General features: G+C 43.4%; 17 protein-coding genes. 6 read left to right on the top strand and 11 right to left on the bottom strand.

Annotated elements, in window-relative coordinates:
• Positions 1 to 19 precede the first annotated feature (19 nt).
• Positions 20 to 1,573: an autoinducer-2 kinase gene (gene lsrK / locus L5B76_RS05330; protein WP_442780790.1), complete on the top strand. Its 1,554-nt coding sequence runs from the start codon at positions 20 to 22 to the stop codon at positions 1,571 to 1,573.
• Between the two features lie 60 nt (positions 1,574 to 1,633).
• Here lsrK and aroE read toward each other — a convergent pair whose 3' ends face one another.
• Genes aroE through L5B76_RS05310 form a run of 4 tightly spaced genes read right to left on the bottom strand, consistent with a single transcriptional unit; the run spans position 1,634 to position 4,208 of the window.
• Positions 1,634 to 2,464 carry a shikimate dehydrogenase gene (gene aroE / locus L5B76_RS05325; protein ID WP_265754556.1) on the bottom strand — a complete coding sequence of 277 codons (831 nt, stop codon included), beginning with the start codon at positions 2,462 to 2,464 and terminating at the stop codon, positions 1,634 to 1,636.
• An 11-nt stretch (positions 2,465 to 2,475) separates the two neighbouring features.
• Positions 2,476 to 3,039 (bottom strand): Sua5/YciO/YrdC/YwlC family protein, encoded by a 564-nt coding sequence (locus L5B76_RS05320; protein ID WP_265754555.1) that lies wholly within the window; start codon positions 3,037 to 3,039, stop codon positions 2,476 to 2,478.
• Positions 3,032 to 3,595 carry a DNA topoisomerase family protein gene (locus L5B76_RS05315; RefSeq protein WP_265754554.1) on the bottom strand — a complete coding sequence of 188 codons (564 nt, stop codon included), beginning with the start codon at positions 3,593 to 3,595 and terminating at the stop codon, positions 3,032 to 3,034. The genes L5B76_RS05320 and L5B76_RS05315 overlap by 8 nt, the downstream gene beginning before the upstream one ends.
• Before the next feature lie 13 nt (positions 3,596 to 3,608).
• On the bottom strand, positions 3,609 to 4,208 hold the full coding sequence (locus L5B76_RS05310; RefSeq protein ID WP_265754553.1) for a Maf family protein: 600 nt from the start codon (positions 4,206 to 4,208) through the stop codon (positions 3,609 to 3,611).
• Between the two features lie 150 nt (positions 4,209 to 4,358).
• On the opposite strand from L5B76_RS05310, the gene rmuC reads away from it, so the two are divergent.
• Both rmuC and L5B76_RS05300 read left to right on the top strand, forming a co-directional pair.
• Positions 4,359 to 5,981 (top strand): DNA recombination protein RmuC, encoded by a 1,623-nt coding sequence (gene rmuC / locus L5B76_RS05305; protein WP_265754552.1) that lies wholly within the window; start codon positions 4,359 to 4,361, stop codon positions 5,979 to 5,981.
• A 70-nt stretch (positions 5,982 to 6,051) separates the two neighbouring features.
• Complete coding sequence (locus L5B76_RS05300) at positions 6,052 to 6,597, top strand: TIGR00645 family protein (RefSeq protein WP_130229970.1); 546 nt, start codon at positions 6,052 to 6,054, stop codon at positions 6,595 to 6,597.
• A 60-nt stretch (positions 6,598 to 6,657) separates the two neighbouring features.
• Here L5B76_RS05300 and carB read toward each other — a convergent pair whose 3' ends face one another.
• Both carB and carA read right to left on the bottom strand, forming a co-directional pair.
• Entirely contained in the window at positions 6,658 to 9,870 is a 3,213-nt protein-coding gene (gene carB, locus L5B76_RS05295) for a carbamoyl-phosphate synthase large subunit (RefSeq protein ID WP_265754551.1), read from the bottom strand.
• A gap of 72 nt (positions 9,871 to 9,942) precedes the next feature.
• Entirely contained in the window at positions 9,943 to 11,073 is a 1,131-nt protein-coding gene (carA, locus tag L5B76_RS05290) for a glutamine-hydrolyzing carbamoyl-phosphate synthase small subunit (protein WP_265754550.1), read from the bottom strand.
• A gap of 311 nt (positions 11,074 to 11,384) precedes the next feature.
• On the opposite strand from carA, the gene L5B76_RS05285 reads away from it, so the two are divergent.
• The 3 genes from L5B76_RS05285 to L5B76_RS05275 all read left to right on the top strand — a co-directional run bounded on the left by L5B76_RS05285 (position 11,385) and on the right by L5B76_RS05275 (position 13,685).
• Positions 11,385 to 12,125: a VacJ family lipoprotein gene (locus tag L5B76_RS05285; RefSeq protein WP_265754549.1), complete on the top strand. Its 741-nt coding sequence runs from the start codon at positions 11,385 to 11,387 to the stop codon at positions 12,123 to 12,125.
• A gap of 17 nt (positions 12,126 to 12,142) precedes the next feature.
• Positions 12,143 to 12,637: a YfbU family protein gene (locus tag L5B76_RS05280; protein ID WP_265754548.1), complete on the top strand. Its 495-nt coding sequence runs from the start codon at positions 12,143 to 12,145 to the stop codon at positions 12,635 to 12,637.
• 136 nt (positions 12,638 to 12,773) lie between these two features.
• Positions 12,774 to 13,685 carry a mechanosensitive ion channel family protein gene (locus tag L5B76_RS05275; RefSeq protein ID WP_265754547.1) on the top strand — a complete coding sequence of 304 codons (912 nt, stop codon included), beginning with the start codon at positions 12,774 to 12,776 and terminating at the stop codon, positions 13,683 to 13,685.
• A 78-nt stretch (positions 13,686 to 13,763) separates the two neighbouring features.
• Here L5B76_RS05275 and L5B76_RS05270 read toward each other — a convergent pair whose 3' ends face one another.
• From L5B76_RS05270 to tamB, 5 genes are all read right to left on the bottom strand, one after another.
• Positions 13,764 to 15,149: a porin family protein gene (locus tag L5B76_RS05270; RefSeq protein WP_265754546.1), complete on the bottom strand. Its 1,386-nt coding sequence runs from the start codon at positions 15,147 to 15,149 to the stop codon at positions 13,764 to 13,766.
• A gap of 103 nt (positions 15,150 to 15,252) precedes the next feature.
• Complete coding sequence (locus L5B76_RS05265) at positions 15,253 to 16,539, bottom strand: hypothetical protein (protein ID WP_265754545.1); 1,287 nt, start codon at positions 16,537 to 16,539, stop codon at positions 15,253 to 15,255.
• 205 nt (positions 16,540 to 16,744) lie between these two features.
• Positions 16,745 to 17,131, bottom strand: a complete 387-nt coding sequence (locus L5B76_RS05260; protein WP_265754543.1) for a pyrimidine dimer DNA glycosylase/endonuclease V — start codon at positions 17,129 to 17,131, stop codon at positions 16,745 to 16,747.
• Between the two features lie 13 nt (positions 17,132 to 17,144).
• Positions 17,145 to 18,692 carry an exopolyphosphatase gene (ppx, locus tag L5B76_RS05255; protein WP_265754542.1) on the bottom strand — a complete coding sequence of 516 codons (1,548 nt, stop codon included), beginning with the start codon at positions 18,690 to 18,692 and terminating at the stop codon, positions 17,145 to 17,147.
• 9 nt (positions 18,693 to 18,701) lie between these two features.
• A complete protein-coding gene (gene tamB / locus L5B76_RS05250; protein ID WP_265755525.1) occupies positions 18,702 to 22,679 on the bottom strand; it encodes an autotransporter assembly complex protein TamB in 3,978 nt (1,325 codons plus the stop codon).
• Positions 22,680 to 22,717 lie beyond the last annotated feature (38 nt).

The raw sequence follows: 22,717 nt of genomic DNA, 5'->3' as shown, positions 1-22,717 counted from the left end.
AAAGAAATCAGCCTATTTAATGGCATTAGATGCAGGAACTGGGAGTATTAGAGCGGTTATTTTTGACTTAGATGGAAATCAAATTGGTGCAGCACAATACGAATGGAGCCATTTAAGCGATCCAAATATCCCAGGATCAATGGAGTTTGATTTAGAACATAATTGGGATTTAGCTTGTAAAAGTATTTCGACAGTATTGGATAAAACGAAAATAAGTCCCGATCAGATTTTAGCAATTTCGACCTGTTCAATGCGTGAAGGTATTGTCTTATACGATGAAAAACAGCAACCAATTTGGGCTTGTGGCAATGTTGATGCTAGAGCAACCCAAGAGGTGAATGAATTAAAAGAGCTTTATAATCATACATTTGAAGAAACACTTTATCATATTTCAGGCCAAACTTTGGCATTAAGTGCCGTACCAAGATTATTATGGCTCGCCCATCACCGTAGTGATATTTATCGAAAAACCAAAGCGATAACCATGATTAGCGATTGGCTCGGATTTATGCTAAGTGGGCAGCTTGCGGTAGAACCTTCTAATGCGGGAACTACGGGGATGTTGGATTTGCATACTCGCCAATGGTCTCCAATGCTATTAGATATGGCGGGATTAAACTCTACTATTTTGCCTCCAGTTAAGGAAACGGGTGAAGTCTTAGGGCAGGTTACAAAGCAAGCAGCGGAAATAACAGGATTGAAAGAGGGAACGCCAGTCATTGTCGGTGGCGGAGATGTTCAGTTGGGGTGTTTAGGGTTAGGTATTACAGAGCCTTCACAGGCGGCTATTATTGGGGGGACTTTTTGGCAACAAGTGGTAAATTTGCCAGCCCCGCAGACAGATCCTGAAATGAATATTCGTATAAATCCTTATGTCATTTCTCCTTTAGTTCAAGCTGAATCTATTAGTTTCTTCACTGGATTAACGATGCGTTGGTTTAGAGATGTTTTTTGTGAAGAAGAAAAACATTTAGCTGAAAAACTTGGCGTTGATGCTTATAGCTTACTCGAACAAATGGCAGAAAAGGTACCTGCTGGAGCAAATGATGTTATACCTATTTTTTCTGATGCGATGCATTTTAAATCTTGGTATCACGCAGCACCATCATTTATTAATCTTTCGATTGATCCAGAAAAATGCAATAAACCTGTTTTATTTAGAGCATTAGAAGAAAACGCAGCGGTAGTATCTTCTTATAATTTAGATCAGGTAGAAAAATTTTCTAAAGTTAAACTGAAAGAAATTGTTTTTGCTGGTGGCGGAGCTAAAGGAAAATTATGGAGTCAAATCCTTGCTGATGTTACAGGACTGATTGTAAATATTCCTGTAGTAAAAGAGGCAACTGCATTAGGTTGTGCGATTTCAGCAGGTGTTGGCGTTGGGGTTTATTCTTCTTTGGCCGAAGCAGGAAAAAAACTTGTCAGATTTGAACGAAAACACATACCAAACCCTAAAAATTATGAGCTTTATCAGCAGCACAAACAACAATGGGCTGAAGTTTATCAGAAACAATTACAGCTTGTAGATGATGGATTAACCACATCACTATGGAAAGCACCAGGTGTAAAATAATCATTCAGCCCAATAAAAAAACTAGCCATCAAGCTAGGTTTTTTATCGGATTAAATCGGATTAAAGTTCATCAAGCAAAGGTGCTACATCAGGCATTACTCCACGCCATAAATAAAAGGCGTGAGCCGCTTGCCCCACGAGCATTCCGAAGCCATCGCTGTAATGTTGTGCACCTTGCTCTTTGGCGAGGGCGATAAATGGTGTGTCTGCGCCTTTGCTGTATTGCATATCGTACACTGCGCCAGCTTGTTGCAAAATGTCGGGATCAATCGCCACGGTTTTGCCTTGTAAGCCGAGCGAAGTGGCATTGATGATGAGATCAAATTTTTGCACAGGAATGTCGGCAAGGGTGCAGCCTTGAATATTGCCGTAGGGGCTGAATTTTTCCGCCAATTCTGTGGCTTTGGCTAAGGTGCGGTTGGCCACAAGAATAGTTTGCTCCGCCTGCAATAAGGGAAACAACACGCCTTTGGTTGCGCCACCAGCGCCTAAAATCAGCACAGATTGTTGCGGTTTGAGCCAGCCTAAACGCTGTAAATCGCTCACCAGCCCCGCGCCGTCCGTGTTATCCGCATAAAGCGTGCCATCGGCGAGTTTTTTTAACGTATTACAAGCACCTGCCAGCAAGCAACGTTCGCTGTGTTGCTCGGCAAGACTAAAGGCGCGCTCTTTAAATGGCGCAGTGATGTTGCAACCTTTCGCCCCTTCAGCAAAAAAGGCAAGCAGTTGCTGTTCAAATTGTTGCTCATCACCAAGCATCGCTACATAGTCTAAATCTTGCTGCGTTTGCTCAGCAAAAATGCGATGAATTTGTGGTGATTTACTTTGCTCAATAGGATTGCCCCACACGGCGTAGAGATCTTTGCCTTTGTTATTGATAGCCTTATTCATAAAAATCCTTATTAACCTTGACGAAAAAGTTGTTGGGTAAACAGATCGCGTATTTCCGAAGGGTTTTGCGCCGTGCCGATAGCCATTTCTAACACAGGAAAGTGATCGCCAAATTGCGCTTTCACTTCCGCTGCCGTGCGGCAAGGTGGCAAGCCGGTTAAATTGGCGCTGGTGGAGGTGAGCGCAAAGCCCGCCTGTTCGCAAAGCAGTTTTACCGCAGGGTGATCGCTGATGCGCACGGCAATAGTGGAAAATTGCCCCGTGAGAAATTTCGGCGTATCGGCTTTTGCTGGCACAACCCAAGTGGTCGGGCGATCATAATGGGCGTTTAAGCGCTGCCAGTGCTGTTCGGAAAGCTGGCGTTCATCAATAAAAGGCAATAGAAAATCCAAGCTCGGAGCGATTAAAATCAAGCCTTTGTGCATCGGGCGTTGTTTTAAATCGAGCAATTTTCGCACCGCACTTTCACTTTGCGGATTACAGCCCAAACCAAACACCGCTTCGGTGGGATAGGCGATAACTTCATTTTGTTTTAATTGCTCAACCAGTTGAGCCACATTCTGTTGGTTATTCATTGTCTGTTTCAAATTGATGACGGCACGCTTTGTTGGCACACAACCAAGTGCGATGCAAAGTGCGGTCGGTTTTTTCTTCTTTTTTTAGCGTGCTAATGGGGTAAGCACATTGTGGACAAGGTACGGCATAGGGCTGGCTGGCAAGGGTGAATTTGCATTTGGGAAATTGATCGCAGCCGTAAAACACCTTGCCTTGGCGTCCACGCCGTGGCACAAGATGACCTTTGCCACAAGCAGGGCAAGGCAAATGCGCTTGCTCAGGTTCAAGTTGTTCGTGAACGATATAATCACAGTGCGGATAATCGCTGCACCCGATGAACATACCAAATTGCCCTTGTTTTAATTGCAAAAAATGCCCGCATTGAGGGCAAGCTTGCTCAAGGGTTTTCAGCACTTTGGTTTCGCTGTGCGGATGCAAGGGTTTGATGAAATCGCATTGCGGATAAGCCGTGCAGCCTAAAAATAAGCCTTTTTTCCCTTTTTTAATTTGCAACGCCGCCCCACATTGCGGGCAATGTTCGGTGTGTTTGCTGGCTTGAAAGAGGCTTTTGTTCATTTTCCCATTCCTATTATGACAAAATGGTTACGCCCATTTGACGCAACAAGGTCGCAGTTTCAAAAATTGGCAGCCCCATAATGCCCGTAAAACTGCCTTCAATGTGCGAAATGAAAATCCCGCCCAGCCCCTGAATGCCATAAGCCCCCGCTTTATCCATTGGCTCGCCCGTGGCGATATAGGCTTGAATTTCTTGTAATGTCAATGGTTTAAAGGTTACATCGCTTGATTGAACCATCACCGCTTGGCGTTCCTCACGGCTGACGCAAACGGCGGTGAGCACTTGGTGCGTGCGAGCGGATAATTTCTCTAACATTTGCTGAGCGTGCAAGGTGGTTTGTGGTTTGCCGAGAATTTGTTGATCGCACACCACAATGGTATCCGCCGAAAGAATCGGCAAGTGCGGTAGAAAATTCGGCTGATTTTGCAATGCCTGACGAGCGGCGTGGTTTTTCTCACAAGCCATTCGGGCGACATAATCCGCAGGTAGCTCATCGATTTTCGGCGTTTCATCAATATCAGCATTAAAGGTGGCAACGCATAGCCCCAACTGCTGTAAAAGTTGCAAACGGCGTGGGCTTTGCGAAGCAAGATAAAGTTGTGGATTTGACATAATTACCGCGTTAAAAAATGCTAAAATAAGGCTATACTTTATTATAGTTTGCTAGAAATTTCATCTGAAAAATCCACCGCACTTTTATTTAACCAAAAGTGCGGTGTGCATTTTCAGCATTATTTCATTACTCGCATTTTAGGAAAAAGAATGATCGAATTAACCCAATCTCAATGGCTTTATGTGGCGATTTTTTTGTTGATAGTCTGCCTCGTGCTGTTTTTTGTTAGCACCAAACATCAGCGTGATAAACAAGAATTAGCACAGGATTTGAATAAAAACATTAATGATTTCAATCAGCTACTCGAAAAATATGAAGCCCTCTCACAGCTTAAAAATCAGCTTGAACAAGATAAAGTGAAAGCGGAAACCAACGCAGAGGGGTTGCAAGTACGGCTTGGGGAGCGTGATGAAAAAATCACCTATTTGCAACAAGAATTGGACGAAGAGCAGGCGCGCCATAATGATGCTGCCTCGCAAGTTTCCACAATGAAAGAGCGTTTTGGTATTGCCACCGCCCAAGTGCATAGCTTGCAAACCCAGCTCAACCACAACCGCGAAGAACTCAGCCAAAAACAGCAAGAATGTGCAAATTTAAGCGAAAAATCCACCGCACTTTTACAGCAACTCACGGAGCTAAAAACCAGCTTGAGCGAGAAAGAAAAGCATTTTGCTCAGCAACAGGAAGATTTTATTAAAACCAAACAACAACTTAGCGTGGAATTTCAAAATTTAGCCAATCGCATTTTAGAGGAAAAAAGCCAGCGTTTCGAGCAAACCAATCAAGCCAGCCTAGATGCGTTATTGAAGCCGTTCCGTGAGCAAATTGAGGGCTTCCAAAAGCGGGTGAACGATATTCATTCGGAATCCTTAAAAGGGAATGCCAATTTAGAAGCGGAAATCAAAAAAGTCCTCGAAATCGGGCTGAATATGTCGCAAGAAGCGAATAATCTTACCTCTGCCTTAAAAGGGGAAAAGAAAACCCTCGGCAACTGGGGCGAAATTCAGCTTGAGCGTGCATTGCAATTAGCAGGCTTGGTGGAAAACGATCATTACAAGGCACAAGAGCATTTCCGCAATGCGGAGGGCAAAGCTAATTACCCTGATTTTGTGGTGTATTTGCCCGATAATAAACATTTGATTATCGACAGCAAAATGTCGTTAGTTGCCTATGAAAATGCGGTGAGTGCCGACAATGAACAAGCCCAACAACAATTTTTGCGTGAGCATCACAAGGCGATTAAAAATCATATTGATGAGCTTTCGCGCAAGGATTACAGCAATTTAATTGGTGTGCATAGCCCGAATTTTGTCTTGATGTTTATCGCCGTTGAGCCTGCCTATATTGAAGCAATGAAACAAGATGGCAATCTGTTCAATTATGCCTATGAAAAAAACGTGATTTTGGTTTCCCACACCACCTTAATGCCGATTTTACGCACGGTGGCGAATTTATGGCGAATTGAACGAGGCAACGCTGAAGCTCGTGAAATCAGCGGAAAAGCGGGGGAGATTTATAATCAAATGTGCCTCGTGGCAGAGCGTCTAGCCAAACTGGGTAACAGCCTCGCCACCGTGAGCGGACATTACAACCACACGGTTACCGCCTTTGCAGGGCAACAAGGCTTGGCAGGAAAAATTGAACGATTTAAAGACTTTTCTGCCAAAGCCAATAAAGTAATGCCACAGGTGGAATTACTGCATAACGATTTAGATCTGGCAAAACTCAGTGCCATTTCTGAAACACAACTTCATTCACAACGCGATGAATAAAATCATTGCTATTTAAAGGAAAAGCGGGTAATTTCACCGCCCGCGATAACATTATTTGAATAGGGAAAATATGCAACAACAGCCGTTAAATAATAAAGTAAAATACAAAACCCCAGCGATCTTTAGCCAAATTATTTTCGCCAGCCGTTGGTTACAACTGCCGATTTATCTGGGCTTAATCGTCGTGCAGGGGATCTACGCCTACAAATTTATGAAATCCCTTTGGGAACTTATCAGCAACCTACAAGAGCTGGATTCCAACGCCATTATGCTTTCTGTGTTGAATTTGATTGATGTGGTGATGATTGCCAATTTATTGGTAATGGTGATCGTTGGCGGTTACGAAATTTTCGTTTCCAAACTCCACACCGAGGGCCACCCAGACGAACCCGAATGGCTCAGCCACGTTAATGCTTCCGTGTTGAAAGTGAAACTTTCTATGTCGATTATCAGCATCTCTTCCATTCATATGCTACAAACTTTCGTCAATGCCGCCAATATGCCGGAATCTACAATGAAATGGCAACTTCTGCTCCATCTTGGCTTCCTCGTGTCTGCCATCGCAATGGCTTATACGGATAAAATCTTGTATAGCACTAGCCATAAAAATCATTAATGGATGTTTGATAAAAAATGGCTCAGCAACATTGCTGAGCCATTTTTTATTAGTGCGGTTTTAGCGTTCTGCCTTTATGTTTTTCAATTGTTGTAAAGGGTAAACGGCATAATCATCTAAATTCTTCACGCTTTCCACTAAGGCTTCGGCGGCGGCGAGGGTGGTTTGGATAAACACTTTTTGTTGCAATGCGCTGCGGCGAATGGAATGGCTGTCTTCCACGCTTTCAGGCAGGCTACCTACAGTGTTTATCACCATAGCGATTTCACCATTTTTGATGGCGTCCACAATATGTGGGCGGCCTTCACGCACTTTATTGACGATTTGTGCGAAGATGCCGTTTTCATGCAGGAAGTTCGCTGTGCCAATGGTTGCGCATAAGCCGTAGCCTTGTTCTTGCAAGCGCTGGGCGATTGGCAATAAACGGGCTTTGTCTTTGTTATCCACGGAAAGGAACACTTTACCTGTTTTCGCAATGCGTTCGCCTGCGCCGAGTTGGGCTTTGATGAAGGCTTCGGCAAAGGTTTCGCCCACGCCCATTACTTCGCCAGTAGAGCGCATTTCAGGGCCTAAGATGGTATCTACCCCTGGGAATTTGATGAATGGGAAAACCGCTTCTTTCACTGCATAAAAGTGCGGTTGAATTTCGCCTTGAATTTGCTGTTCGCTGAGACTCATTCCAGCCATTACACGCGCGGCGATTTTGGCTAATGGTCGCCCTGTGGCTTTGCTCACAAACGGCACGGTACGGCTGGCGCGCGGGTTCACTTCTAACACATAAATCACGCCATCTTGCACGGCAAATTGCACGTTCATTAATCCCACCACCTTCAAGGCTTTTGCCATTGCCGCTGTTTGACGGCGAATTTCATCTTGAATTTCGGTGTTTAAGGAATAAGGAGGCAGGGAGCAAGCACTATCGCCGCTGTGAATGCCTGCTTGTTCAATATGCTGCATAATGCCACCGATCACCACTTGTTCGCCATCGCAAATGCAATCTACGTCCACTTCAATGGCGTTGTTTAAGAAGTGATCAAGCAAAATTGGGCTGTCTTCGGAAACTTGCACCGCTTCACGCATATATTTGTTGAGTTCGTCCACGTTATACACGATTTGCATTGCTCGTCCACCCAACACATAGGAAGGACGCACCACCAGCGGATAGCCCACTTCTTCCGCTAATTGCACTGCTTCAATAGTATTGCGTGCCGTGCGGTTATTCGGCTGTTTTAAGCCAAGCTGTTGCAGAATTTGTTGGAAGCGTTCGCGATCTTCGGCAGCGTCAATGCTGTCTGCGGACGTGCCGATAATATTCACGCCATTTTCCGCCAAGGCATTGGCAAGTTTTAATGGGGTTTGACCGCCATAATGCACGATCACGCCATAAGGCTGTTCAACGTGAATGATTTCTAACACATCTTCAAGGGTGAGCGGTTCAAAATAAAGGCGATCTGAGGTGTCAAAATCAGTGGAAACCGTTTCAGGGTTACAGTTCACCATAATGGTTTCAAAGCCACTTTCACGCAAGGCAAGGGCGGCGTGTACACAGCAATAATCAAACTCAATGCCTTGCCCGATACGGTTCGGCCCACCACCTAAGATCATAATTTTTTTACGCTCGGAAGGATTGGCTTCACATTCTTCTTCATAGGTGGAATAAAGATATGCGGTGTCGGATTTAAACTCGCCTGCACAAGTATCCACGCGCTTATAAACAGGGTGAAGATTGAAAGATTTGCGTAAATTTCGCACCGCACTTTCCGTGCTTTTTACCAACTGAGCAATACGTTTATCGGAGAACCCTTTGCGTTTTAAACGGAGCAGTTCGGCGTAATCCAATTGTTCCAGCGTTTTTTGCTCAAGCGCCAGCTCTTCTTGCACAAGATCTTGAATTTGCACCAAGAACCAAGGATCGATTTTGGAATAATGATGCACTTCTTCTAGGCTGAACCCTGCGCCAAAGGCATCTGCCACATAAAGAATGCGGTTAGGGCCGGGGTTACCAAGCTCCGTGCGGATTTTTTCTGGTGCTTCAGACAGCAAATTGAACCCACAAATGCCCGTTTCCAAACCACGCAAGGCTTTTTGCAAGCTTTCTTGGAAAGTGCGTCCCATTGCCATCACTTCCCCTACGGATTTCATTTGCGTGGTTAAGCGATCGTCCGCTTGCGGGAATTTTTCAAAGGCAAAGCGTGGCACTTTGGTAACCACATAATCAATAGATGGTTCAAAAGAGGCAGGGATTAATCCCCCCGTGATGTCGTTACGCAATTCATTGAGCGTATAGCCCACGGCTAATTTGGCTGCTACCTTGGCAATCGGGAAGCCTGTTGCTTTAGAAGCAAGGGCAGAAGAACGGCTCACGCGCGGGTTCATTTCAATCACTATCATTTCACCATTGGTTGGATTAATGGCAAATTGCACATTTGAACCGCCCGTATCCACGCCAATTTCACGCAACACCGCAAGGCTGGCGTTGCGCATAATTTGATATTCTTTATCGGTGAGCGTTTGCGCTGGCGCAACGGTGATGGAATCGCCTGTATGCACGCCCATTGGGTCAAAATTCTCAATGGAGCAAACGATAATGCAGTTATCCGCTTTATCACGCACCACTTCCATTTCGTATTCTTTCCAGCCTAGCACCGATTGTTCGATGAGTAATTCGTGGGTTGGCGAGGCATCAAATCCGCGTTCGCAAATGGCGACAAATTCATCACGGTTATAGGCGATCCCACCGCCAGAACCGCCCATTGTGAAAGAAGGACGAATAAGCGTTGGAAAGCCCACTTCGGCTTGCGCTGCCCAAGCTTCATCGAAAGTATGGCAAACAAAGGATTTTGGTGTATTTAAGCCGATTTTCGCCATTGCTTCTTTAAAGCGTCCGCGATCTTCCGCTTTATCAATGGCATCTTCGCTTGCGCCGATCAGTTCCACACCGTATTTTTTCAGCACGCCATTTTTGGAAAGATCTAAGGCACAATTCAGCGCGGTTTGTCCGCCCATTGTTGGCAAAATGGCATCAGGACGCTCTTTCTCAATGATTTTTTCCACCGTTTGCCAAGTAATTGGCTCAATGTAGGTAACGTCTGCCATATCAGGATCGGTCATAATGGTGGCTGGGTTAGAGTTGACTAACACCACCTTATAACCTTCTTCACGCAACGCTTTGCACGCCTGCGCACCCGAATAATCAAATTCACACGCCTGCCCAATCACAATCGGACCTGCACCGATAATTAATATTGTCTTTATGTCTGTACGTTTTGGCATTTTGGTTTCTCTTATAATATTTTTAACGTTGTGTATGGATTATTAATCCAGCTTTGTGGCTCATCATTGGTTTTATTTTTGTTTAGCTTGTTCTAACGCCGCCACAAACTTATCAAACAAATACGCTACATCATTTGGGCCGGGGCTGGCTTCTGGGTGGCCTTGGAAAGAAAACGCCACTTGGTCGGTGAGTTCAATGCCTTGCACGGAATTATCAAATAAAGAGCGGTGAGTTATTTTCACATTTTTTGGCAAGCTGTGTTCGTCCACTTCAAAACCGTGGTTTTGGCTGGTGATATACACTTTTTGCGAATCCAAATCCTGCACGGGGTGGTTGGCGCCGTGGTGGCCGAATGGCATTTTTTTGGTTTTGCCGCCCACCGCAAGACCTAATAATTGGTGGCCTAAGCAAATGCCGAAAATCGGTTTTTTGCTTGCGAGTAAAGTTTGGATAGCGCTGATGGCATAATCACAGGGTTCAGGATCGCCCGGGCCATTGGATAAGAAAATCCCGTCAGGTTGGTAAGCCAGCACTTGTTCGGCAGAAGTTTTGGCTGGCACAACGGTGATTTTACAGCCACGTTCTGCCAACATTCTGAGGATATTGTGTTTGACACCGAAATCGTAAGCGACAATATGATATTTCTGTTTTGGTTGTGGATTATAGCCTTTGCCTAATTGCCATTCCCCTTGCGACCATTCATAAGGCGCTTGGCAGGTAACTTGTTGGGTTAAATCTTTTCCTGCCATTGAGCCAAAACTTCGTGCCAGAGCAAGGGCTTTTTGTTCATCAACTTCACCCGCCATAATGCAGCCTGCCATTGCGCCTTTATCACGCAATAAACGGGTTAAACGGCGTGTATCAATGTCTGCAATGGTCACCACGTTATTGGCTTTTAGGTAATCGGCAAGGCTTTGATTGGCGCGGAAATTGCTGTGTAACAAAGGTAAATCGCGAATAATTAATCCACTGGCATAAACGGCGTTGCTTTCTTGATCTTCATTATTGGTGCCAGTGTTGCCAATATGGGGATAGGTTAGGGTAACGATTTGTTGGAAATAGGAAGGATCGGTCAAGATTTCTTGATAACCGGTCATTGACGTGTTAAACACCACTTCGCCAATGGTTGTGCCACTTGCGCCAATAGAGGTGCCGTGGAAAACGCTGCCGTCAGCCAAGACTAAAATTGCTGGACTAGACATAAAAAACTCCTTAATTGTAGGTGAACACTTACGAATGCTCATTAACCGAAATTTAGCAAAAAAACACCGCACTTTTGTTTGGCGTTTAGGCTAAATTGCATTGGTGGTCAGCTCACAGGCTAAACGGGCTAATTCTAAAAGACAATAGCCCAATATTCAAGCAAATTCGTAAGGGATGAATAATATATTTATTCATTAATTTTGCATAAATAATCAGTGTAATGCAAGCAATTTATTTTTCTCTGATTTATTTTGTAGATTTTCACCAAGTTGTTTACAATGTACCTTATTTTAAGTAACAAGGCTTATTTATGAAAAAATCTGTATTACTTGCCAGCCTGGTGCTGGGTTCTGCAATGCTTACAGGCTGTGCGACCATTGATCCGCAAACTGGTGAGCGCAAAGATCCCCTTGAAGGATTTAACCGTGCAATGTGGGATTTCAACTACAAAGTTGCCGATCCTTATATTCTTAAACCTGTTGCTAAAGGCTGGAAAGACTATGTGCCGCAGCCAGTTAAAACAGGGATCATCAATGTTGCTAATAACCTTGATGAACCAGCCAGTTTCGTCAATCGCCTATTGCAAGGTGAATTTAAAAAAGCAATGGTGCATTTTAATCGCTTCTGGATTAACAGTATTTTCGGCTTAGGCGGCTTGATTGACTGGGCGAGCGCCAGCCCACCATTACGCGTGGAAGAAAAACGCCGCTTCGGTGATACCCTAGGTGCTTACGGCGTAGAAACGGGCACTTATGTGATGTTGCCAATGTACGGGCCAGCCACCCCACGCCAAGATTTGGGTAACTTAGTGGATACCACTTATCCAATGCTTTCTTTATTAGGCCCTTGGGGCTTATTAAAATGGGGCGTGCAGGGCATTGATGCGCGTGCCAAAATGTTAGACAAAGATGCCTTGCTAGACCAAGCGCAAGATCCTTATGTCACTTTCCGCGAAGCCTATTTCCAAAATTTGGAATATCACGTTAAAGACGGTAATGTGGAAAGCAAAGGCGAAGCCCTTTCACAAGATGAACTAAAAGAAATTGATTAATTATAGGAAATCACACTATGGAAATGACCTCAACACAACGCTTAATTTTAGCCAATCAATACAAATTAATGGGCTTGTTAGATCCAAACAACGCGGCAAAATATGCCCGTTTGGAAACCATTGTGAAAGGCGGATTTGGCTTAGAATTAAAAGAGTTAGACAAAGAGTTCTCTAACCTTTCAGAACAAGAATGCCAAACTGTACGCGACACGCTGGAAATGTACCACGCCTTGCACGTTTCTTATAATAATCTCGGCGACAAATCTGCTGTTACGCCACACCGTTTACAATTTGCCGGTTATTGTGCGGTGCGCGAGAAAAAATATCTCAACTATTTGCGTTTTATCACCACCACAGAGGGCAAATATCCAGAATTTATGCAATGCGAATACGGCTGCGATTCACAAACCCCAATGTGGGATAAATACATCAAAATGCTCGAAGCGTGGCGCAGCTGCCCGCACGAATATCATTTAAGTATGGCGGAAATTCAAAAAATCTTGAACGCCTAATTCTCTTTATGTTATCTGCATCATTAATCAAATTAATGGTGCAGATTTCTTTTATTTTCTCATTTTCCCACTTTTACCTTGTAGTTTGATAAAAGAGCGGTCTATTTTTCCCTGATTTTTAGTAAAAGGATTCTTTATGAGTACAGAAACCCCACCAGCAACAGAAAATACCATCAATCTTGAAGCAGAAACATCAGCTTTAATTGATAAAATTCATTCCATCGGAATGGATAATTTTCTCAATGAATATGTGATCTCTTACGGCACAAAAATTTTGCTCGCCCTTGCAATCTATCTTATCGGAAAACGCATTGCACGTTTATTTAGTCGTTTATTATCCAAAGGTGTTTATCATTCCACCAAAGATGAAATGCTGCAAAGTTTTGTAAAATCAATTAGTTATTTCTTGTTTTTATTAATGGTGATTATCGCCGTACTTTCTCAATTAGGCATTAATACCTCTTCTTTAGTGGCGCTAATTGGGGCCGCTGGCTTAGCGATTGGTTTGGCATTACAAAATTCCTTACAAAATTTTGCCGCAGGTGTGATGATTTTAATTTTCAAACCATTTCGTAAAGATGATGTGGTGGAATCAGGTGGTATTGTGGGAAAAGTGGAACAAATTGGCTTGCTTTTCTTGGAATTACGCACGGGCGACAACAAAACTATCTTAATTCCTAACGGTAAAGTGTTTGGCGACAGCATTACCAACTATTCCAGCAACGCCACCCGGCGTATTGATTTCATTTTTGATATTGATTACAAGGCAAATATTGAACAAGCGAAAGCGATTGTTGCTGGTATTTTATCGAGCGATCCGCGCATCCTAAAAGATCCAGAGCCCACTATTGCGGTAGGTGCATTAGCGGCAAATAGCGTGCAACTTGTGGTTCGCCCTTGGGTAAACACCGCGGACTATTGGGCAGTGCATTTTGATGTCACGGAAAAAGTGAAGCTAGCTTTTGATGAAGCCGGCATTGAAATTCCCTTCCCACAAATGAATATTCATTTGCCTGAAAACGCGGAATTGAAATTGGGGCAGAAGTAATTTTTTAGTCAGAAAAAAGAAAAGTGCGGTGGAAAAATCACAAATTTTTCACCGCACTTTGCTTTTCTATATTCCTCTTTAGAAGCTTTTCTCAAAAATCACATTAATACTTCTGTTCTGATAATTATAAAGTGATGGTAAGTTGCTGCGCTGTTTTCTCCATTGGAATTGTAATTTAGGGGTGATGCCAAGCCAGTGCCAATCACGTTTCCATAGTAAAATCTCCGCACGATAAATGTGATCTTGGCGAATTTTACCTAGTGAGAAAATCGCAATTTTTGCTTTGTCTTTATAATGTCGTTTGGCTATGCTAAATTGAATTCGGCTTGAAATGCCCAGCTGCCATTCTCGTCCCCAGCCTAAGCGCAAGGTTTGTGTATGGTTTTGGTAGCGTTTTACTTGCGTGCGTTCTTGTTGATAATCAACCCCAAAAATAAAAAATTGTCGTGGGCTAGTAAGCCAAATTAGGGTGTTTGACCACAAACGATTATTCCCATTTAGGCTCGTAATTTCATCATAATGCGTGCGAGAGTATTCCAATGCTGAGCTGATTTGCCAATTTGGCGATAGCCAACGTTGATATTCTAAGCGTAATCCTGTACCTTCTTGATAGCGATGATTGCCGTAAAAACGCCGTTCGTAAAAAGGCAAAAGCGCCCAAGTTTGGCGTTGGCTTTTGTGTTTTATTCCTACATAAGTACGGATGTAGAGATCATCATAATCGTGATTATTCCAATAGGTTTTGCCAAATAATTCCGCGTTTAAATGTAGATAATAGGCTTGCCAAAGGTTGAAATCCCGTCTTACTTGTAGGCTGTAAGCAATGCCGTGCGCAGTTTGTGGTAACCAATCATCTTTTTTATATAGCTGAGCGATACCTTCAATTTGTTTTGTATCATTGGCGTTATTCACATTTGTATCACGTACATAATATCCACTCAATTGAATTTCCCATTGATTGCGTTGTTGCAAGGTATTGAGATAAGCACCGATTTCTCGTTGTAATGGGGAAGGTAAATCCGCTGCGGAAAGTAATTTTTCAAATTGAGTGCGCGCATTATCGTCTTGTTTTAAGGCAAACAGTGAGCGTGCAAGCTCAAGGCGGATCGGGTTTAGATCTGGTGATTGAGCTAATAATTGGCGATAGTAAGTAACTGCCTGTGTATAATCCCCATTGAGCTGTGCTAATACGCCCTGAGCATAATCGCGCAGAAATTGTTGCTGTGGCGTGTTTGCTTGATAGTGTTTGAGCCAATAGGCGATTTCTGCTGCGTTACGTTTACGCAATGCGAGATTCAGTTGATTTTGTATATTAGTAGAGAAATCAACCTGTTGCCAATTTCCGTTTTCCGTTGGCGTATTTTGCATTTGTTGTGGTGGTTGTTCAGGTTGAGCAATATTGCTGATTGGCAAGGGTTGTGATAATTCTTGTGCGGCAAACAGTGTGTTGCTAATAAATAACAAAAATAAGGTAAAAACTGGTATTGAAAATCGTATAATCATAGAGTATTAAAATAATTGGCGTGCAGTTAATACACGCCTTACAGTGGTTATTGATAAAATAAGGTTATTCTTTTTCCTTACCAATTAGGCTACTTCCCCCTACTCGCCCTACAATTTTTTCAGCATTTTCGCCGATAAATAAGCCTTCGTATTTCATATCGTCAGATCTATCTTTAAAATTAACATGAACGAATACTTCATTGCTTCCAAAACGGATAGCCCCATCTTCTACGAAAATAGGCTGTTCAGGGAAAGTAATGTCTTCATTAGCAGTAAAGTCATTGTTGAGATCGATTTTTTTCGCAATACCTGAAATTTTTTCGTTGCCAAAATCTGCTGTAAATGTTGTGTCGTAGCTATCCCACCAACGCTCAGTTCCCGGTGCCATTTTGACATCGTACTCTTTCACTATTTGAGACTGTTTGAATGCATCGAATTTTTCGGTTGGGGTTGCTTTACCACCATAGGCAACAATCGAAGGGTAAGCTTCTTGCCCATCAATTTTACCTCGTCCCCAAATTTCGGCTAAATAGGCATCACCCTCTTGATAATGATAGAATGTATAGTCCATATCAACATAGCGTCCATCTATTTGCTGTTGAATATGATGGTGTACAAGTTGTTGTTTTCCCACTGATTTTGGAGTAAATAGCAGGTTGCGCACGGTTTGTTCTTCGGTTACTCCTTCAGGCAATAATCCCGAAAAGTTTTCAATCAAAGAGCGGTCGTTTTTTGGACGATTTCTTACCCGACTACCCATTGCAAATTCTGCTTGTGGATATAATTGTTTCAATTCACCAAGTTGTTGATTGAGTTTTGCTACTTCGCTTTGGCTTGCTTTTAATTCTGTTTGCGCTTTTTGTAGTGCTGCTTGATCGGCATTCTGGTTATTTTGCAGATCTTCCAGTGCTTTGCTTTTTTCCTTTAAAGCACTATTGGCTGCGGCAAGTTGAGCTTCTAAATTACGGCGAGCTTGAGCGGCTTCAGTTTGTTGTTCTGATAAGGTTTTTTCTAGGCTGGAAACGCGGGCTTTGTTTTGTTCGAGATCTTTTTGTAGGGAAGATAATTTTTCTTGATCGATTTGATTATTTGATTTGAGATCTTGTAATTCTTTCTCTTTTTTAGCTAATTTTTGACGCTCATCTTCAAGGTTTTTTTGGGTTCTTGTCTGTTGCTGTTTCAACTTCTCTAACTGAGTTTGTAGTGCATTTTCATTTTGCACAATTTGTGGGTTATTGGTGGCGGTTTCATTTTGGTTTGAAGCACCAGAACCGCTGCCAGAGCTGCCGCAAGCGGCAAGAGTAAGAGAAACGAATAATGAAAGACTAGACATTTTGATAAAGGAACGCATAATTTTTCTCCATAAGATAAAAGAAATTAGGGTGAAAATTGGGTTTCTTATGCAAATTTTGCTGAAACTTTCTCAGTTTAAAAAAAAAAAAAAAAAAACAAGGGGTTAGGCAAAAATTTATAAATATTATGATCTTTGTTTTGATCTTTATGATTATTTTTGCAAACTCCGTTTGGAGTGTGGTTTTTAGGCAAAATAAGCTAAATTACAATTTATTTGCCAGCGTAAATCTCGCCACTTTAGGCATTCTTAATTGAATGCGTTCGCGGTTGAGTGTTAAGGCGTTTTCTGTGGGCTGGTAATCTTGCCATAGGCTTGGATCTTGCGGTAAATCTTCTGGCCAGAAATATTGCACCTTAAAGCCGCGCGCTTTGCATTCTTGGTGTAGGAGATCGTAGCGGTTTTTGAGAAATTGCAGTTTGTTGAAAAAGAATCGGACGTGTCCTTCGCCTAATTTGTAATCCGCAGGTTGCCCAGCAAGATTGTATTTTCCTTTGGCAACCGCGTTGGGAATGCGAGTGAGTTCGCGATGTTCGGCGAGTAGGTGTTGATCACAAAGTTCTTGTGGCGGGACAACATTAATCCTTGTCATTATTTTTCCTTATTTATGAAAAGTTTAGCCCTAAATCTAATTCTTTTAATAATTTGTTTTCTGCGATGAGATCATTTCGCACTAAGGGGTTATGGGCTAAATAACTTGGCTCAAATTGGATTGTCCATTGCGCTAAAGTGCGGTCGATTTTTAGGGAAATTTTTTCACTCCATACGGTGGCTTGGCGCGATTTATTTAGCAAAATGGCTAAGCGCAACAAACGCACAAGGGCGAGAATATCTTGCTCGGCATAACGAGAAAATTTTGCAAAATCAGCCTGTTTAATATTGTTGATTTGGTAACGTACCAAGGTGGTGAGTAGGCGTTGTTGCTCTTTATCAAAGCCTGGTAGCTCCATATTTTGCAGAATGTAGGCGGAGTGCTTTTGCAAGCCTTTATGATTGATCACAATGCCCACTTCGTGCAGCCGTGCTGCCCAAAGGAGAATGTCCACCATTTCATCTTGTAGTTGGCTGTTTTGCCAAGCACTGTATTGCGCAGCAAGGCGTTGAGCGCTTTGATAGACTCGTTCAGATTGTGCCATATCAAGGTTAAATTGTTCGGCAAGGGCAAGGGCGGTGCGTTGGCGGATATTGCTCACTTGGAAGTTTTTTTCTAGGCTGTACATCACCCCTTCACGCAAGGCACCGTCTGAATAACGCATTTGTTCAATGCCGAACACCTCAAATACTGCGCTGAGAATAGCCAGCCCTGGTACGAAAACATCGGCGCGATCTTCGTTTAAACCCTCCAAATGCAGATCGTCAAAATGACTGACTTGTAGCACTTTTTCACTGAGCTGCGCTAAGCGGGCGGTGGTGATAATGCCATTGGGATCAAGATTTGCCGCAATCACTTGATAGACGGTTTTTATCGTGCCAGATGAACCCAGCACTGATTGCCAGCCTAATTTACGGTATTCAAAGGCTAAATCTTCAATTTTATTCACCGCACTTTGTTCCGCACGCTGAAAATTTTCGGCGGAAATTTCACCTTGCGGGAAGAATTTTTTGGCAAAACTCACGCAGCCCATATGACGGCTTTCTGCAATGAGCGGATGAAAATCATCACCGATGATCATTTCTGTTGAACCGCCACCAATGTCCACCACAAATTTTCGTCCTGTTTCAGGCTGAGTGTGAGAAACGCCAGCGTAAATGGTTTTGGCTTCCATTTGTCCGCTGATAATGTTAATCGGGTAAGGGAAAACCTGTTCCGCTTGGCGTAAAAATGCTTCATTGTTTACCGCGGTGCGCAGGGTAAATGTTCCGACCACATTGACATTTTCGGCAGGAAATCCTTGTAGCCGTTCCGCAAAAAGCGCTAAACAATTTACTCCGCGCTGAATGGCTTCTTGGCTTAGCTGGTTGTTCTCATCTAAGCCTTCAGCCAGCTGCACTTTCTGCTTTAGGCGTGAAAGCACTTGGATTGAGCCATTGATAATGCGGGCGATGATCATATGAAAGCTGTTTGAGCCCAAATCAATGGCGGCGATTTCACGCGCTTCGCCACGCTGATGTAAATAATCAGAGGCTTTGGCTAGAAGGTTTTCGTTATTCATAAAATTGCCCTAAAAATCAAAGTGATAAAGTAGGTCAAAGGCCTGATTTACGCCCGAAACCGATTGTAAATAAAGTTGTGGTAATAATTTGTAGCGTACCGTAAATTCGGCTAAGCCGTCAAATAAGCCTACGCCGTATTTGAGCTGCAAGCGTGGTGTAATATTGCCGCTCACCGTAACTTTGGAACTGTCGCCCACCCCTTGCGTGCCTAGACTGAGATCTTGCACGCCAAAGGCTTCGCCAATACCGCCGACTAATTTACCACTTTTCGCTAAGCCCATTCCAAGCAGTGCCGCCCCGATTGAACCGCCTGAGCCTGCCTCACCGCTATTTTCCAGTGAACGCCCTGTTAGCAAGTAGGAAAGGGCTTCATCTTGCGAGCTTGCAGGATCGGAGAACACCGTAACTTGTGGGGCTGTGGCAATGCCGATTACTTTCACCCCAGCAGTAATATTGCTGTTTTCCATTGCCGTTGGGTTGCGAATGGCTTCAATATTCAGCATTGGTTGAGATGGCAAGCCAGAAAAACTGATCTGCCCTTTGCGAATTAGCAAGTCTTGTCCATAAGCGGCATAGCGCCCATTTTTCAAGTAAATTTGCCCAAATAAACCCAGTTTTCCTTTATCTTGTTTGACTGAAAGCAAGCCGTTTAAGCTAGTGTTTAAGCCGTAAGCGTTGAGGGTAACATCATCACCGATATTAATTTTCAGATCGGAACGAATTTCCATACCGCTTTTCGTACGCGCTTTAATTTCACCGTTTTTTAACCCCACTTTAGTTTTGTCTGGGCCGTCTAAAATCACTTCATCACCGCTTACGGCAACGGCGCTGTCTGGCAATTCTTCAATGGCAATTCTTGCCCAAGGAATATCTACCGTACCAGAAATATCAAGCAGTTTTGGATTGGCTGTGAGTTCCACATTTGGGCTAATTTTTAATTTTGCCATTGACGGAATATTCACATTAAAGCGATCTGCTTTGGCTTGCACGCGCGTGTTCCAGTGTTCTACATCTTTCCAATCTGCTTCGCCCGTAATATCTAAACGGCTTTCAGGGCTTTGCACATAGCCTTGCAAGGTGGAACGATTGCCGGCAAAACGCATAGATAAATTGCCGTCTTTAATGGTGAACGGCAGGGATTTCATTGTGGCGCTTAAGCGATTGACATCAAAATTACCGTGAATAAGCGGTGCATTGAGATTGCCGCCTAAGGTGAGGTTGGCAGCAATTTCGCCATTGATTTTTTCGCCACTTGAAAGCAGTTGTTTGGCTAAATTGAGATTTAAGCGCTGAATGCTAATGTTGCCCCCTAAGGTGCGAGATTTCGCCAAATCTTGCAATTTAAGTGCGGTGGTAATTCGGCCATTTTCTACTAAATCAATAGAGGAATCCAAATTCAGATTGTTGTTTTCCATTTGGGCTTTAATGTCCACTTTCGGAATAGCAAGGTTGAAGGTGCGATAATCAATTTTCTGCGCCACCGATAAATGATTTCCTGCCACTTGCACATTGAGTTTCAGCGGCTTATCACTAAACCAAGCCACCGTTCCCTGACTTTGTAATTGCCCTTTGATTTGCGTTTGGTTCTGTTCTTTATCCAATAATTTGTTGATTAAGGCTAAATCCAATTTACGCACTTGGAATGGCACTTCGCCGTTTTTCCCTGCGGTGAAATTTTTAGGGAAACATAGCTCAATATCGCTGTTTAACCAACAATGCGAGGAAATGGCGGCTTCGATTTTGTTTTGATTATAAGTTACTGCAACGCCTTGATTTGTTTGCCATTTTCCAACAGGGGATTGAATATCCACACCGCTAATTTGCCCTTGCCAGATTTGCGAAGAGCGGTCGAAATTTCCTGCAATTTTTAAATTGGCCGCCACAGGTTTACCCTGTGATTGCAGTTGTAACTGGTGATTTTTTTCATCACCCGATAATGCAAGGGTGGCTTGGTTAATTGCCACATCGGCATATTTCAAGCCCGTTACATTGGCGTTTAAATCACCGCTAATCACTTGGTGCGAACGAATATCCCCTTTAATGGCGAATTTATTCAGCTGTAATTGTTGGAAGCGAATATTGTTACCTGTTAAATCCACGTTTAAATTTGGCTCGTGAATGTCCCCTTTCAATTTTGCATAGCCAAACAGGGTGGCGGAAAGTTCAGGCAGCAAACCACGCAAATTCGGTGCGTGAATATCAAGGGATAAATCGGATTGCTGGCTGATTTCCCCTTGCATTGCAATGCGGTTTTCACCGTAATTGAGCAACAGATTTGGCACTTGCAACCATTTGTTGTTGTCTGCGCTGAGCTGACCTTTTAGGCTTAAGGGCTGGCGAGAAAGCGTGCCGTCAATATCTAAATCGGGGACGTTAATTGTCCAATTTTGCCCATCAACTTGCCCTTGCGAGCTGAAATGACCAGACAGCACCGCAGGCATTGAAGGCAAATATTGAGTGATATTTAATTGTGAAAAATCCACCGCACTTTGCCATTGCACGCCTTTTTGCCAGTTTACTTCACCGCTTAAATTCGCCTTGCCTTGTAAGGTGTTAAGCGCAAATTGTGCAATGTTGGCCTGCCAAAGTTTGCCGTTAATTTGGCTGGTAATTTGCGTTTTTGGTGTACTCATTCCAGAAACATCGGCATTCAGTTGCGCTTGGTAAGCCAGCAAATCGCCAGTCAGATTGAGCGTTAAATTTTGTACTTTCAGCGGATCTTTTTCTTTTTTATCAAAAGGATATTGCAAACTTTTACTGGTTAGCTTGAGATCAAAGGGCGTTTTTTCTTGGTTAAGCGCCACATTACCCACCAGCTCCGCATTAATATCCCCTTTGCTTTGCAAATGAAGCTGCGTTTGCCCACGTAGTTTGCCTGAAAGTTGTAGGTTGAGATCGCCCTGTGGGATATTCAATGGCGCATAGCCTTTCAGTTGGCTGTTAAGCTGAAAATCAAGGGGGAAATCTTCGTCCAGTTGCATTGTGCCTTGCCCTGCTAGCGTTCCCACTGAACTGGCGATATTCAGGTTGTGCAGTTGCACTTGATTGCCTTTGGCATCAGCGTTGATTTGCAAAGAGGACACCTCAATTTGCTGTGCAGGGGCAGGCGTTGTTTCACTTTTCGCGGCCTTATTTTGTGCATTATCTTGCACCTTATTTGCACTGTCGAAATGCTGTTGATATTGCCAATTTTTGCCTTGAATATCGGTAATATGGAGATCAAAAGGCAGCTCGATTTTATTTAAATTGCCGAGCAGGGCTGGGGTAAGTTTTTGTTCTAACTGTTGCCAATCAATGACTTGCTCTGTTGGTTGAGTGGCTTTGCTTTCCGTTTTTTGTGCGGTTTTTTCTTCTTCTGGAGAGCTGTAAGTTTGTACTAACAAATCATTAATCTGCGTTGGCGCAAGGGTAAAACCGCTGTCATTGTTTAGGCTAAGTGCGGTGGAAAAATGGGCTAAATTAATCTGCGTTTGATCGATAGTTAAAGCTAAATCCTGCACTTGTACATTATCCGCTTGCACCGCCACAGGCAGATGAATTTTCTTCATTGGGCTAGGATCTTTGTCCTTTTCTTCGGACGGCGGCAGCTTTGTCGTGTCAATATGAATTTGTGGCTGTTGAATGCTGAGATCTTGCAGGCAAACTTTGGCTTTCAGCAAGCAAGACAAATCCAGTTGCAAATGGGCTTGCTGAATTTGCGTATCCACGCCCTCTGATTGAAATTTGACATTATGCAAGGTTAGCCCATTTTGCAAACCGCCTTCCACCTGCTCAATAGAAAGGCTATCCATTAGCTTATCCACCAGCTGAATCAAACCGCGCTGACCTTGATTGGTGGCAAGGGTGGCGAGCAAGGCAAAAATCGGCAAAAAAATCACCGCACTTATGCACAGCAGCTTTTTCCATAATGGACGTTTTTTCTTCACGGCAGGGGAGTGTTCCGCCTGATTTTCGGTACCTTGCTGTTCAGTGCTTTGGTTTGCCATATTTTGCTTTTCGGTATTTGGGGTGGATTGCGCTTCTT

The sequence above is a fragment of the Avibacterium sp. 21-594 genome (genome assembly GCF_026226815.1).
Classification (GTDB): domain Bacteria; phylum Pseudomonadota; class Gammaproteobacteria; order Enterobacterales; family Pasteurellaceae; genus Avibacterium; species Avibacterium avium.
The sequence above is the reverse complement of the archived record's forward strand: the minus strand, read 5'-3'. Positions and strand labels throughout refer to the sequence as shown.

Excerpts from the sequence above, each read along its gene's own strand:
- lsrK (WP_442780790.1), top strand. The coding sequence starts at position 20 with ATGGCATTAGATGCAGGAACTGGGAGTATTAGAGCGGTTATTTTTGAC.
- aroE (WP_265754556.1), bottom strand. The coding sequence starts at position 2,464 with ATGAATAAGGCTATCAATAACAAAGGCAAAGATCTCTACGCCGTGTGG.
- L5B76_RS05320 (WP_265754555.1), bottom strand. The coding sequence starts at position 3,039 with ATGAATAACCAACAGAATGTGGCTCAACTGGTTGAGCAATTAAAACAA.
- L5B76_RS05315 (WP_265754554.1), bottom strand. The coding sequence starts at position 3,595 with ATGAACAAAAGCCTCTTTCAAGCCAGCAAACACACCGAACATTGCCCG.
- L5B76_RS05310 (WP_265754553.1), bottom strand. The coding sequence starts at position 4,208 with ATGTCAAATCCACAACTTTATCTTGCTTCGCAAAGCCCACGCCGTTTG.
- rmuC (WP_265754552.1), top strand. The coding sequence starts at position 4,359 with ATGATCGAATTAACCCAATCTCAATGGCTTTATGTGGCGATTTTTTTG.
- L5B76_RS05300 (WP_130229970.1), top strand. The coding sequence starts at position 6,052 with ATGCAACAACAGCCGTTAAATAATAAAGTAAAATACAAAACCCCAGCG.
- carB (WP_265754551.1), bottom strand. The coding sequence starts at position 9,870 with ATGCCAAAACGTACAGACATAAAGACAATATTAATTATCGGTGCAGGT.
- carA (WP_265754550.1), bottom strand. The coding sequence starts at position 11,073 with ATGTCTAGTCCAGCAATTTTAGTCTTGGCTGACGGCAGCGTTTTCCAC.
- L5B76_RS05285 (WP_265754549.1), top strand. The coding sequence starts at position 11,385 with ATGAAAAAATCTGTATTACTTGCCAGCCTGGTGCTGGGTTCTGCAATG.
- L5B76_RS05280 (WP_265754548.1), top strand. The coding sequence starts at position 12,143 with ATGGAAATGACCTCAACACAACGCTTAATTTTAGCCAATCAATACAAA.
- L5B76_RS05275 (WP_265754547.1), top strand. The coding sequence starts at position 12,774 with ATGAGTACAGAAACCCCACCAGCAACAGAAAATACCATCAATCTTGAA.
- L5B76_RS05265 (WP_265754545.1), bottom strand. The coding sequence starts at position 16,539 with ATGCGTTCCTTTATCAAAATGTCTAGTCTTTCATTATTCGTTTCTCTT.
- L5B76_RS05260 (WP_265754543.1), bottom strand. The coding sequence starts at position 17,131 with ATGACAAGGATTAATGTTGTCCCGCCACAAGAACTTTGTGATCAACAC.
- ppx (WP_265754542.1), bottom strand. The coding sequence starts at position 18,692 with ATGAATAACGAAAACCTTCTAGCCAAAGCCTCTGATTATTTACATCAG.
- tamB (WP_265755525.1), bottom strand. The coding sequence starts at position 22,679 with ATGGCAAACCAAAGCACTGAACAGCAAGGTACCGAAAATCAGGCGGAA.